We start from the raw sequence: 15,782 nt of genomic DNA, 5'->3' as shown, positions 1-15,782 counted from the left end.
GTTATGAAAAAATTAGTTTACATATTATTATTGTTACCGCTTTTAGGATTTGGACAAGATTATGGATATCTTGTAAAAACAAAAATAATCGGAATACGCCACGCCAATTTCGGAGATTTAAACATTGGCAGTACAGCCGGATATGTAGGAGATATTTCTTACCAAGCCACTGCAAGCACTATCTCAAAGGAGTATTATGACTTCTTTTCAATACCAAATGGTTTTGAAACCGTGACTACTGCTGTACATAATTATGCAGAAGATTTTAACACATCATATCCATGTACATATACCGAAGGATTTACTAGGACTAAAGCAAACTTTAATTTTCCTTTTACTTTTAGCGGCTGTAGCTTTAGGCAAACACTTTACCCACTGCACATTACAGAACCAACCCTTTCCAATGACAAATTATGTCTAACTGATGAAATAACTTTAGAACTCGGCTACGAATGGCAATATAGTTATGATGGATCTGCATGGGTTGACTTCCCTTCAAACTTAAACACACCTGTAACAACCTTTGTCCTTTCTGATTTGTTAGGTCAAACTACAGAAAATCAAGTTAAATTTAGAACAGGTTATAATAGTAATTATACAAATGTCGTAACATATCATATTATCTCTTGCTCACCAAAAATCACAGACTTTATAACAACCCAACCTAAATGTTCTACTTCGTCAGATGGAGGGTTTCAAATGCTATTAAAACCAAATTTACCTACTGGTAAAAAATTAGTTGCAAGTTTGTTTTTTCTATCAGATTCTACCACTATACCAAATAAATATTCGCTTTATGCCCAAGACAGTACCAATGTCTTAGTTGATAATGGGAACGATACCTATACTTATAATTGGCCACTAAGCAAAGCCATACCCTCCGGCACATACAAAGTACGGTACCAAACTATTGATACTACCGCACCAAATCCAACTTGGGATAGCTTAGAGGGAACTGAAGATGGCTTTACCATAGAAAGCCCTAAACCTGTTATTTTTTCAGCAACAAATAGTAAAAATGTTTCCTGTTATGGCGGTAGCGACGGCCAGATTAATATAACTGCTAGTGGTGGTACGGGCACTTATCAGTACCAATTAGACGGCGGTACTTTGACATCATTTACAAATGAAACAATTCCAACTATTAGTGGGCTTTCGGCGGGGAAACACAATATCAAAGTACGTGATGGAAATAACTGTATCGGCCATACAGCAGCTAACAATGAATCCGTTGATGTTACTATTGGTCAACCTTCAACAGCGTTAACAATAAGTCAAGTCATCCCTTTGGACCCTTTAAAGCACAATAGCAAAGACGGCTCTATACAATTTGACCTCACCGGCGGTACAATAGACTACACCCCAGTTTTGAAAAATGGGACCACTGTTGTACCAACTACAGTTACAAAAACGGTAACGAATACTGTTCATCATTTTGTATTATCTGGCATTGGAGCAGGATTCTATACCCTTGAAGCAACTGATGCTAATGGTTGTGTTATCATTCCGCAATCTATATCTTTAAACAACCCCGCTCTATTAGAAGTAAGTATAAACCAAAAACAAGCCATAGCCTGCTATGGAGAAAAAGGCGCACTAGAAGCCAATCCAAATGGAGGTCCTTCCGGAACTGACTATACGTATCAATGGTATGCAGTAATTGGAGGAGTGGATACCGAATTGGCCTCAAAAACGTCAAAAATTTTAGAAAACATTCCGGCAGGTATCTACAAAGTAGCAGTAACAGATGATAATAAAATCACTCAGTTGTCTGCCAGCTTTCCTTTATCTCAACCCTTAGCACCATTAACTATTAGCACCACAACTACAGACATATCTTGTTACGGTGGTAATAATGGCGCTATAGTGACCACCGTTACTGGCGGAACAGCACCTTATACATACAAATGGAACGATCTTACGACAACAGGGACAAAAGATAGAGCTATGCTCCAAGCAGGAACATATAACCTAATAGTAACTGATGATCATGGTTGTACTACTACTGCCGAAATAATTTTTAAAAATCCACCAATAGATCCGCTGTCAATAACTACAAACAATATTCAACCGCTTACCGTTCCTGGCGATAGCACTGGAGCAATAGCAACCACAGCACAAGGAGGAACAGCACCTTATACTTACAGCTGGATAAAAGATACGGATGTTACCGTCTATAGTACAGATAAAGACATCACAAATCTTACAAAGGGCCGATATGCGCTAACAGCTAAAGATAAAAACGGTTGTACTGTTACCTCAACCTTTGACCTAATTGACCCACAACTGCTCGAAGTAACTATACAGGAACAAGCTATAACTTGTTATAATGCGTCAAACGGTGCCTTGACAGCTACCGGTGCAGGTGGAACTCCATTTGCATCTGAACCCTACACCTATGAATGGTTTAAAGAAACCGGCGGCGTATATGCAACAATAGGACAAAAAAATCGTACCGCCACAGGACTTTCTGCTGGAACGTATAAAGTAATCATTAAAGATTTTTATGACATTACAGCCCAGTCTATACTCACAATCAGCGAACCTGCTCCATTAGTTGTCATCTATACCCAAGCAAATGTACTATGCAAAGCAGCGGCAAATGGAGAACTCAAAATTGTTGCCTCAGGAGGTACACCGCCATATACTTATGCACTAACTGATAGCAACGGACTGACTAAAGGTAATACTAGTACGGTAAACGGATTAGCAGGCGGCAGCTATACATTACAAGTAACGGACCATAATAACTGTGAAAATGTAAAAACTATAGTGATTACTGAGCCTGCTAATGCCCTTACGATCACTATTAATGGTCAAACAAATCCTAGCGCATATTTGGCTACAGATGGTCAAGCCACCGCAATTGCGCAAGGAGGCACAGCCCCTTACAATTACCAATGGAAAGACACTTTGGGCAAGATCGTTGGCTCTACCGCTACTGTGACAGGAATTGGCGACGGTCAATACACCCTAACAGTAACCGACGCTAATTATAATTTAACTACAATAAATACAAGTTGTACAGCCAGTACGACAATTAAACTAATTGCCCCACCTTTATTGACTGTGGCTATTGGTATCGAAAATACTATTTCCTGTTTTAATAATAACGATGGTATTTTAAAGGCAACTGGAAACGGTGGTATCCCGCCCTACACCTATTCCTGGTTTATAAAAGATGGTTCAAACAGCTATACGCCAATGACTTTTACACAACCTAGGATTACAAATGTAGCTGCTGGAACGTATATAGTACAAATTACCGATGCCAACAGCATAACACGAAGCTCTGAAGAGCTACTGTTGGCAGCTCCAACCAAACTACAAATTGAAACTGTAAATACTACCGATGCCCTTTGTTACAACACCGCGACCGGAGGCATAAGCATAAATGTTACAGGCGGAACTCTTCCATATACTTACGCATGGAGCAATAATAAATTAACAGCAAACAATACCGATATTTCGGCTGGGTTTTACAACATAACCGTTACCGATGCGCACCTGTGCCAAGTAGTATTAAACAATATAGAAGTCAAACAACCCTTGGCACCATTAAGCATAGCAACTGTTGACAACAAAATGCTTTCTGGATTTGAAACAGCAGATGGCTCAGTAAGTGTGATCGCAACTGGAGGAACTAGTCCTTATACTTACCAATGGACAAAAACCGGCTCTGATGTAGTAATTGCTACAAGCAACCGTGCTCAGGGATTAGATGCAGGTTCTTATCAACTAACCATTTTAGACAAAAACAGCTGTTCATTTGTACAAAACTTCCTTGTTGAACAACCAGAAAAGCTTCAACTTACAATTGAACAAACGGCATTTAATTTATGCTATAACGATACTAATGGAATACTACACGCGAATGTTACAGGTGGGGTAAAACCATATCAATACAACTGGTACGCAATTGCCAACCCTACTCTTAATTTAGGCAGCGAACTCGACTTAAAAGATAGAGAAGCAGGAACCTATGGCCTCACGATTACGGATGCTAACAACATTAAAGGGACTTCACAGCTCACCATTATACAACCCACCCCACTAAAGGTTGTACCAACCATTACAAATGTATTGTGTTATGGCGCGCAAACCGGAAGTATTACATTAGCCGTATCGGGTGGTAGCGGAGATTACACCTATTCTTGGGGCCCTCAAAAAACAACATCATTTTTAAACAACTTATACAAAGGCACTTATACCGTTACCGTTACAGACAAAAACAATTGTAGTTCAACTAACAGTTACGTCATTGATGAACCTGCACAACCACTACAAATAAGTAATTACACCCTAACAAAACCATTAGGTTATGGACTGTCTAACGGCTCAATTACAGTAACTCCCATTGGTGGATCAAATCAATATAACTATGCCTGGTATGATAGCTCAAACTCCGCTTTGACGCAAACAACGGCTACGGTTGTTGGTATCCCTGCAGGCACTTATAAATTAATCTTAACAGATACAAATAATTGTACAGTTGAGCAACTTTTTATAGTAGATGAAATACCTGAAATACAACTAACAATTACCGAAACACCTATTGCCTGTAACGGTGGAAATGGCACTTTGACTGCAAACGCAACTGGAGGTTACCTAGCACCAGCAGCTCAATATGATTATAAATGGTACAACAGCGCCGGTGTAAAAATGGAATCCATCGCTAGTTTTACTAGGCAAGCAGGCAGCTACTATCTAATTGTAACGGATAGCAATGGCATCAGTAAACGAAAAGATTTTACCTTAAGCGAGCCTCCTTTATTACAGATTACAAATGCAACCTTAACAAATGTTTTATGTTATGGAGAACGCACAGGAGGTATTGAACTTACAGTATCTGGTGGAACTGGTAATTATACGTACTCTTGGTCAAATAGCATAAACACTCCAAACATTACCGCTTTATCCGCAGGTATATATACTGTTACTATCACTGATGAAAACAGTTGTACAATAAAGCAAAGCTACACTATCACTGAACCGCCAATATATGATTTTACAGCTATCAGCTTGGTACGTCCTTCAGGAACACAATCTGACGGAACAATTACCATCAAGATAAAAGGAGGAGTAGCGCCATACAGTTATAAATGGACAAATGACAATGGACTAATTGTTGCTCAAGAAACGGCAACATCAAGCACAACTAATATTGCTAACAATTTACCTGCTGGTATTTACACCATTGCGGTAACTGATGCTTTGGGCTGTATCTTGAAAAACACTTATAACCTCGCAAATCCTGGAGAACTGATTGCAAACATTGTATTAAAAAACCCAGTAAGCTGTTACGGAAATAGCAACGCCCAAATTGAGGCAATAACCGTAGGCGGTGTAGGCGGAAATGTTTATACCTGGTACAATGCAATCACGAACACAAAAATAGGTACAAATAATGTTTTACTTACTAATGTAGCACCAGGATCTTATTACCTCATCGTTAATAATGCAGATGGTATTTCTGAAAAAAGCGAAACATTAATCGTTACCCAACCACAGGCAGTAGCAGTTACTTACATAATGAATAATGTAAGTTGTTTCGAAAAAAATGACGGAGCAATTACATTAACAGCTACAGGCGGAACCTCAACTTATGAGTATCGAATGAAAATAGACAACAATCCTTATGGAGCTTGGACATCATTTTTAACAACAAATACAACAACCTTTACCAACCTACCGAAAGGCAGGTACCAAATTCAAGTACGTGATGGAAATCAATGTTCTTACAACGAAAATAATTCTTTGAAAACCATTGTAATTGACATTACTCAGCCTAGTGTATTAACCATAGTTTCCAACACTACAACTCAGACTACAGGTTTTGGTCTTTCTAATGGCTCGGTTATCCTAGCTATAAATGGCGGAACAGTTCCCTACAGCTACCTATGGCTTGACGCCAATGGAGTCAAACAAAATGCAACAACGAGTAGTTTAACCAATGTTCCTGCTGGAGTGTATACTGTTGTTATAACTGATGTACAAAACTGTACTGTAACTAGCACCTACACCGTAAATCAACCACCAGTACTTGCAGTGACCGTTACCACTCAAAACAATATTCTTTGCTACAATGACAAGAACGGAAGTTTAAGAGCTACAGCTACTGGAGGAGTTCCTTTTACAAGTACGGCTCCCTATACGTATGCTTGGTATAAAGAAGGAGAAGCTAATTCGATAGGCAATCAAATCAATTTAGACCTAGTAAGCGCCGGTTCTTACTTCGTAATTGTAACAGACAAAAACGGAAACACAACTCAAAGTGTGACTTACCAATTACTACAACCACAGCAATTAACAGCAACTTTAAACGGTAGCTACACTTACTGCGGAACGGCAAACGATTGGACTATAACAACTAACGCACAGGGCGGAACTTCACCTTACAAATACAGTTGGAACACAGGTGATACCACACCAAATCTTACCAACGTAAAACCAGGAAACTATCTCGTATTTATTACCGATATCAATGGTTGTAAAATTATGCAAACCTACAACGTTGTTTTGCCAAAAGTACTTGATGTAACAGCAACAATAACACAGTTAAACTGTACCGATGCCTGCAATGCAAAAATTGATTTAGCGCTTACAGGAGGCGTAGCTCCCTACAGTATCAATTGGAATACAGGTAAAAACACAGCCTCAATAGACAATCTATGCCCAGGTATTTACACGGCAACTGTAAAAGATCAAAAAGGATGCGAAGTTCAAGTACGTTATGAAATTACAAATCCAAGTCCGATTGTTGTGAACTTGGGTAGTAATAAAACACTGTGCAACAATCAATTTCAAAATTTAGACATTACAATTCCAGATGCTGCAGCAACATACCAGTGGACTTCAACAAATGGTTTTATAAGTAGCACCCCAAAAGTAACCTTGACTGATGCTGGTGTTTATACGGCCAAAGTAACCAATAGTCAAGGATGTACGGGCACGGGCAGTATCGAGATCTTTAAAACCAATGCTGGTATTAATTCTCAATTCTTACTTACGTCGCAAGCGTTTGCCAATGAAGAAATAATTTTGGTAAACACCAGCAACCCCATAAGCGCGACAGTAGAATGGATTTTACCTAGAGGTGCTGAAATAGTTAAAAAAACGAACGAAACCATTACAATTAAGTTTGTTCAAGCAGGTGCGTATCAGGTAACATTGCGCTCGTTTCTAGGAGAATGTCAGCAAGATTACACTAAACCTATTATTGTTGAAGAAGCAAGGTTACTGCCTGATATTGGTGATGCAACGACTCCTTTTATCATTGATTTTGTACCGCATCCTAATCCTACAACTGGAGCGTTTACTGTAGATATAAAATTACAAGAACCAGCCGCCATTTCGTTACGTCTTTACAGCTTGAACTCTGGACAACCAATAAATGACAAACAAGTTAATAATGCAAATGTGTATAGCGTAGATTACAATGTGAATTTACCCGCTGGAATCTACTTTTTATTGCTAGAAACTCCAAAAGGAAATGAAATTCGAAAAATTATAATTAAATAATGAGAGCAGTTAAAAACACATGTAGTAGTCGGCAGGGCTTTATTAGTATACAGAATATTGCGAATCACTATTTAAAACAACCAGCTATGAATTATGGCAAAAGAAAAAATAGTCGATCTGTGCTGGATTCTTTTAAAATGATGGGTACTGCCTTGACGTGTTTACTTGGCATAACACTCTTTATGTCTAGCTGTACAAAAGAACAGGCAGTACCTATTACTATTGATTTTAGTATTGAGGTAGTAAATAATGATTACTCGGTACCCGTCCTAGTGAAAATTACCAATAAAACAGTTGGTGCGGACACCTATGATTGGTCATTTGAAGGTGCTGAAACAACCAGTTCTACCAAACAAAATCCAGGAACCGCTGTCTACACGAAAGAAGGCAACTATAGTATCAAATTAACAGCGATGAACCGTGATGGGATAGTTGAAACAAAAGAAGTAGCCATTGTTATCAACGATAAGATAGTAACCGGTTTCACTACCGCTATTGTCAAAGATACTTTTTCTCCTATGGAAGTCGCATTTACGAATACCACAACAGGAGCAAGTTCATACAAATGGACTTTTCAAAATGGTACTCCTGCAACATCCAATAGTCAAAACCCAACAAACGTTATCTTCACTGAACCTGGAGATCACACCATAACATTAGAAGTAAGTAACGGCAAGGAAACCTACCAACTGCAAAAAACAGTTACTGTAGCACCTTATTTAGCAGCCGCATTTGAGTACCAATTGGCATTCGAAGATGATGATTTACAAGCGCCACTAAGCTTAACTATGACTAATAATAGCGTGAGTGCCACTAGTTATACTTGGACTTGCATAGGAGGAAATCCATCAGTGAGTACAGCAACAAACCCTAAAATTACCTTTGCAACAGCAGGAACCTATACACTAAAACTTGAGGCTACTAATGGTAAAGAAACTAAAACTGCAACCAAAATCATAACAGTACTATCGAACACAAATTTAAGAACTTTTAGTAATGTGAAGCTAGGAATCAACACCGCACATAGCTCGAATGCTACAGCTGCTTTTTTCTCTACAACAACACGTGAGCTGTACAACAGTCAAGAAGTAAATAATTCTAACGGGTCTTTGATTGATATCGCTTTTTACGGACTTAGTGCAACTTTTTCTTTCAACAAATTTATTGCGCCCGATCAAGTACAGACTTTAAGCTTTAACGCAATCCCCAACGCCACACATACTCAGTTTATCAATAGTCAAGAATCCTGTAATTGTTCAAGCTCTTTATCTGTGGCACAATTTGATGCAATGACTACTGATGCCACATTATCCAATTTAACGATTACCGAAACAGCTGGAGGGTTACAAGATTTTGACAATAGCATAGTGCCACGCATCGTGCTATTTAAAACTCAAGATGGGCGAAAAGGAGCCATAAAAATTAAAAGCTTTATTGCCAATGGCGCAAATTCTTATATTGTTGTTGATATAAAAGTGATGAAAGAGTAAGTAGATTGCAGTAGGCAGGCTTCAGTTTGCAGTGGGCAGTTTGGAATGAATATTAGACAAAAATTCTAATTTATGTATAAAGAATTAATGGCATATCAAAAGGCGTTCAAGTTAGCCATGCAAGTATTTGAAGTGTCCAAAGCATTTCCTAAAGAAGAACGTTATGCACTAACCGATCAAATAAGGAGAAGTTCCCGATCTGTTTGTGCTAATATTGCGAATGGATACAGAAAACGATTGTATGAAAAACATTTTATTGCCAAAATATCGGATGCAGATATGGAAAATAGCGAAACCACCGTTTGGCTCGATTTTGCAGTTGCTTGCAACAACCTAACAGAAAACACACATCAAGAACTACTTGCCTTCACCGTAGAAACAGGCAAGCTATTAGGATATAGGATTCAAAATCCTGAAAAATTTAGTAAAAAATGAAAAAAATACTCCAAACTATAATCAACACATTGCAACTCGTAAACTGCATACTACATACTGCATACCGCATATTGCATACCGCATACCGCATACTGAACACCCCAAACCGAACACTGAAAACTGAAAATTTTATACTGCATACTGCCTACTGCCTACTACTCACAGTATTCTTATCATTACTAACCTTCCAGCAGGCATCTGCCCAAATTTACCCTATTCAAGTAAATCCGCAGTTAATACCGCCATATAGCTTAAAACTATCTGATTATCAAACCACCAATTCCGAAAAACTATTTGTCAATATCCTATTGACAGACACACAAGAAATAGGCCGACGCGTGCGACTTAAAATGCGCATCGAAGGCAATGGTTATAACATTCAAAATACAGATGTTGTTGCAGGAGCAACACCAATCTATTTGGATGGAGGAATTAATCAACGGCTATCAAACTTGGATTTACGTCCTTATTTTGAACTCAATAACCTTTTGGGAATAGCACCCCAACAATATACACAACCCTTACCTAGTGGTAGGTATGATTTCTGTTTTGAAGTATATGACTTCTTCTCTGGGCAATTATTGTCGCGCAAGAGTTGCTTCTCAGTTTATTTAATACTTAACGACCCCCCTATTCTTAACCTGCCTTTTCGGGGCGACTTAGTAACAGCCAAAAATCCACAAAATCTTCTTTTTAGTTGGACACCACGCCACCTCAACGCCACAGGAGTTCAATACGAGTTTACCCTTAAAGAATTGTGGGATACTACAATAGATCCGCAAGCAGCGTTTTTAAGCAGCCCACCACTTTATCAAACCACAACCTACACCAGCACCCTACTTTATGGGCCGGCAGACATTCCGCTTTTAGAAGGTAAAAAATACGCTTGGCAAGTACGAGCCATCGTAAGTGACGGGATCAGTGAAACCTCAGTCTTTAAAAATAATGGGTATAGCGAAATCTTTAATTTTACCTATCAAGGCAATTGCGAAGTACCAAAATTTGTCCTGTCCGAAGCCCAAAACACCCAAACGGTACAAATTACATGGCTGTATTCAGATCATATTCGGTACCAAATCCAATACCGTAAAAAAGGCTATGGCGATGACGACTGGTTCGATCTATATGCCTACAACCAGCAAGGCACTATTCACAATCTTGAAGCAGGAACTACCTATGAATTTAGAGTAGGTGGCGAGTGTACACCCGAGGGAGGCTTTGCTTTCTCTGGCATACAAGAGTTTACAACACCTACGGAAAGCGAAACTGCTTATTACAACTGTGGTATAATGCCACAGATAAAAATTACAAACAACACTCCTCTTCCTAGTTTAAAAAGGGGCGAAATTTTCACTGCAGGTGACTTTCCTGTTGTAACTGTAGAAGTAAATGGTAGTGAGGGCAACTATTCAGGCTGGGGGTATATAACCCTTCCTTTTTTAGCGCAGTTGAATAAGGTAATTAATATTGCTAACAAATTAAGTGATGGAGCAGTTAACATTGGTAAGTACACTAGAATAAAAGTAGACTTTAAAAGCATTCAAATCAATACGGATTACCAACTCACCAGAGGTGTAGTAGAGACAAGTTATGATCCTAAATGGAAAAGTATCCTTGATGCTGATGCTATCATTCAGGACTTAACAGGACTTAAAGGAGAGGTTGCCACTTTTGACGCTACCAAAGTAGAATTACAAGGCGTAAAGGTTGTTGATGGTCAAGTAGTTCTGGTTCTTAAAAACGGTACCGAAACCACAATTGATACTAAACCACCAGTAGTGATTACCGATAAAAACGGTAAAACCTTTACCGTAAACGAGCAAGGAGAAGTTACCGAAGGACAAGCCGCAGATGGTGGCGCACCTAATAAAAGCAACACCACAGGTGTGGACAACGCGGGCAATGTGAACTTGATATCATCTAAGGATGTAGAAGTACTATTTGAACCAGGCAACGGCAAATACACCTTTGACACCAACCCCAATCAAGACACAGGCCTATCTACAAACACAACACTTAATAGTACCTACGAAACTATTAACAAGGCTGATGGTGGTAACTATTACGTACACTACAAAGCACTGTCTAACACGCCGTTTAGTACAGATCAAATAAATGCTACAGCAATTTTCTCGAATGGAAAAACAAAAGAGAACCTTGTCTTTAAAACACAAAACGGAAATGCAGTAGAACCTTCATGGTCCGGTAATGTAGCGACATTTGAGCTAACCAAACAATTTGACTACGCTAAGGATGCTATTATAGCAACCGTAAAACCAGCCGACTCTACAGCCAAGTACGAAGTGGCTGGTAAAATAGACCTATGGCATCTTAGCGGTAAAAAAGTCAATGTAGTGCTTGTGAGTATCAATGATGCGCCAATTCCTAGCGATGCAGCAACAAAACTCAATGAAATATACAACAAAGCAGGAGTCAGTTTTAATGTAAGTACCATTAAGAAAAAGATTACCAACACTTGGGGTACTACTATAGTAACAGGAGCTAGTGACGCGTTAAATACGTACACCAATGGGCAGCAACTTGTGACCCAAGCGGTAATAAATGCATTGGGTAGCGAGTATAAAACCGATACCTATTACATGCTTTACACTAACGAAAAAGCCAACAATGGCAACGCAGGATTCATGCCGTTGTTGAGGCAGTTTGGTTTTGTATTTGATGGCGAAAACCGCACCCTAGCTCATGAATTAGGTCATGGTGTATTTGGCTTGAAGCACCCGTTTTCTAAAGATGCTGACCAACGCAAAACCAACTTGTTAATGGATTATGGTGGAGGTGAACTCTTGAGCCATAACGATTGGGAGATGATATATGCGCCAGGCTTGCAATTGTACCAGTTTACGCAAGGGAGTAGTGATGGGGCGCAGATTGCTGAAGGATTTAACTACATAATGCCAAACCATAAATCATTTAGATTTCAAACAAATGATGGAAAAAAAGATTCAGATATAATAAATGTTGATCATATCAATAACGGAGGTCATCCAAACGGCACACTGTACGCATTTAACATAAATGGAAAAGAATATGAATTTGGATTTGATTCTAAAAAAACTACCGAAGCATTTTATGAAAAAGGTTCTGATATTCCTTATAATAATGCCTACAATACAACTTTTGAGGAGCAAAATTACAGATTGTTAATTCAACAAGCCGCGAACTCTTGTAATTATTATCTTGCAGTAAGAAAAAAACCTAATTTATTAAATCCTGTTTTAACAATCCTTCCTGATGAAGTGCAAATACCAGCCATTAATTGCAGTAAAGTATTACTAAATGAAGCATCGGTAAATGCGGGAACTATAGATTGTAGTCTAATTGCAGAAATAAAAATAGATAATCCAGGTTCTATTGCTTTTCGAGTAAACAGAGCCGTAAAAGAATGTTTACAAGCGATAAAAACATCCGAAAGAGTGTCTATGATTAATGCTTTGCTTCCCTATCTTGGAAATATAGAAGACGCAAAAAGTAAAATTGCTTTGGAGGCAATGAACAGGGAAATAGGCGATACTAAAACTTACGTTTCAAATGTTTTTAATGCAGGAGATCAATATGATGTAGGAAGAGCCATTGCTCAACTAACAAGTACCGGTTTAGAAAATAATGACTTTCAAAGAGAGATTATAAATATTGTCAAAAAAAATAATTACGCGTTATTGGTAAAAATGCTTGGTGAATGTGACTTTGACGAAGTTACACATCCATTTATAGACGAAGTAAGTATTGCCTTTATGGCAAATCCTAATGTAGCTAAAACCACAAAAACAATAGAAGTTTTAGGCGAAACGCTCCGTTACCCTTCTTCTCTCATGCCTTATATCATTGGGCTAAAACCAAATATGTCTATCTCAAGTGATAAAGACCAGTTGAATGCGCAATATACAGTACTCAGCAAATTGCCAATAACATTTAATTCAAACGGAACAATTAATCTTAAAGAGTCATACTCTGAATATTTTAAAGGCAAAGGGATTGATGATATGACCTTTCCGTCACTTTATGACAATCCCACAGCAGACCCATTTGAAGCTACTGTTTTCTTGATAGGTATTGATAATAACGAATTAGGCTTACAAAAAGATAAGGTTATTGTAATGCCTGCAATATGGGGTTTATGTATAGAAAAAGCAATAGCAGAACATAAAAAAGCCCGTATTTGGCGCCATGTTGGTAATGGTGCTGCGGTAATAGGTGCAATAGTCGCTGCTGCACCATCAGGAGGCACAAGTATAGTAGGTGCAATAGCTATAATAGGCGGCGAAGCAGCAGTTCTTGATGAATTGATGATGATGTCAAAAGATGATGTTACGTTTGAACAATATCAAAGTAATATAGAATTATATGAGAAATGGGATCTAGTCTATAACAGCATAATGATGGTAGATGGACTAGTAAACGCTCCAGAGCTTGCAAAAACACTAGGCGGACTCGTGCAGCGAATGCGAAGCATATCGTACCTTAAAATTGCAGGCAAATCTTTGAAGCCTGAATTTGTTACTGCTTTAAAATTAGCGCTACAAGATATTGGTAAATATAAAAATATTGCAGTCATCAAGCTTGGAATAAAAAACACCATAAACTACACAAAATTTGCTTTTAAAAGTACCGATAATTTTATAGACATTATTATTCATGCAAAAGACAATAAATTTTATGTAGTTGTTGAAGGTGTAGTACAAGAAAAAAGCAGTAAAGAAATAATTAGTATCATAGACAACACACCTACAGGCAAGACTGCCAGATTATTATCCTGTAACGATGAAGCAGCAGCAATAGCCCTCTCAATTGAAACTAAAAAACCATTTTATGCCAGTGATGGTTGGGTAGAAATAAATAAAAACGGTGATGTTTTTTCTGAAAAAGATTTTTATCTTTACAACAGAGGTACTAGAGGAACAAAAGGCAGTAATTATACCAAAGGTAATGCAACTGAAGGAGTCGAATATTTAAGACTTGGAGATGGTGTTAGTGGGGTGGGGAAGACACTTGAACAAGTTAAATCATTATTGTCTAATGCACCAAGTTGGCTTAAAACAAATGATGATTTACTTAGACGTTTAGCAAACGAGTCAGATGATTTTATAAAGAAAGTTGACGATTATTATAAGAATGCCATACCTTCTAATACACCGTCAGGATTCAATGGAGAAGGTGTTTATAGTGGTGTTAAATTTAATAAATATGGGCATCCCGAATTAACTCCTCATGTATCAAGCCCCGATCATATTGTGAAAATTGAAATGAAAGGAAATTACACATCTGATATGACTGACGCAAAAAATAAGTTGGTACAACAAGCTTTTGATGGTGATGCAAGTAAAGTTAGAAAGTCAATTGACCCAAATACAGGCAATCAATCTTCAGGATGGTCTCCTTTTCAAATAAAACAAGCGGATGGTTCTTGGAGTGAACCATATACATGGCATCATCATCAGGACGGCAGTAGTATGTATCCAGTAAAGAAATCTGTTCACGATGCAATTATAGGAAAGCATACTGGAGGGAGAGAGATTGTAACAAAGTACCCTGAATTAAAAGGCTTTTTTAATCAACCATAAAATCATGAATCGAATCGGTTTAGAATTATTACAACAAGTAGACAAAAACGCTGATGGATTTGCTGAATTATTGAGTAATCATCAACTACCTCCTAAGTTTTTGGATTTTATAACATTATTTAAAATTGGATATAAGTCATTCAAGTTAGAAAAGATAGTTTTGAATGATGACGAAATGGATTTTTACCCATTAACATCAATTGTTACCTATGATGGTGTACAAGTTGATGGAGAAGAATATTTTGGAACAATTGACCATATTTTCCCCTATAAGAAGGTATTAGATGAAATTGAAAAGTATAAAAACAAAGAAGAGAATTGGAATAAATTTGGTTTTATCCAGATTGGTTTAATTTACCAAGGAGATGTTTTATTGCTAGGCGTTGAAAATAAAAATAGAGATGAAATTTGGAGATATGGACAAGGGCTTTTAAGTAATGTTCATACCAAATTAGAAGACAATATTTTTGATTTATTTATGAGGTCAAAGGAAGTACTATTACAAGAGGATTTGGAAGACTGGGGGATTAAACCCTATCAAATTTACAAATTACTTACTGAGGATTTTTGGCGAGTTAGAAAAGAAAATGTCTAAAACGGAAACTTTTGAATCAAAAATAAGTTTCCAAATTGGCTAAAAATAAATTTACCCAGCTGTGCGAAGTCTTCATTAAAAATGAAAACGTTATTAAAACTAGGGGCGTGCTGTGCGAAGTCTCCCGACTTCGTACCCGTTCCTATAATCCACACAGTTAAT

The 15,782-nt window shown here is 37.9% G+C and carries 5 protein-coding genes; all 5 read left to right on the top strand.

The annotated features are described in order from the left end of the window. Positions 1-3: 3 nt before the first annotated feature. The 5 genes from H8R24_RS06230 to H8R24_RS06210 all read left to right on the top strand — a co-directional run bounded on the left by H8R24_RS06230 (position 4) and on the right by H8R24_RS06210 (position 15,620). A complete protein-coding gene (locus H8R24_RS06230; protein ID WP_187017749.1) occupies positions 4-7,521 on the top strand; it encodes a T9SS type A sorting domain-containing protein in 7,518 nt (2,505 codons plus the stop codon). Positions 7,522-7,703: 182 nt separating this feature from the next. Further along, positions 7,704-9,011 carry a PKD domain-containing protein gene (locus H8R24_RS06225; RefSeq protein ID WP_225876779.1) on the top strand — a complete coding sequence of 436 codons (1,308 nt, stop codon included), beginning with the start codon at positions 7,704-7,706 and terminating at the stop codon, positions 9,009-9,011. A gap of 72 nt (positions 9,012-9,083) precedes the next feature. Further along, positions 9,084-9,446 carry a four helix bundle protein gene (locus H8R24_RS06220; protein WP_187017750.1) on the top strand — a complete coding sequence of 121 codons (363 nt, stop codon included), beginning with the start codon at positions 9,084-9,086 and terminating at the stop codon, positions 9,444-9,446. Further along, positions 9,443-15,025 (top strand): HNH endonuclease, encoded by a 5,583-nt coding sequence (locus H8R24_RS06215; RefSeq protein ID WP_187017751.1) that lies wholly within the window; start codon positions 9,443-9,445, stop codon positions 15,023-15,025. Before H8R24_RS06220 ends, H8R24_RS06215 begins: the two co-directional genes overlap by 4 nt. A 4-nt stretch (positions 15,026-15,029) precedes the next feature. Further along, a complete protein-coding gene (locus H8R24_RS06210; protein ID WP_187017752.1) occupies positions 15,030-15,620 on the top strand; it encodes a hypothetical protein in 591 nt (196 codons plus the stop codon). Positions 15,621-15,782 lie beyond the last annotated feature (162 nt).

Origin of the sequence: Flavobacterium muglaense (assembly GCF_014305155.1) — a bacterium.
Taxonomy (GTDB): Bacteria; Bacteroidota; Bacteroidia; order Flavobacteriales; family Flavobacteriaceae; genus Flavobacterium; species Flavobacterium muglaense.
The sequence above is the reverse complement of the archived record's forward strand: the minus strand, read 5'-3'. Positions and strand labels throughout refer to the sequence as shown.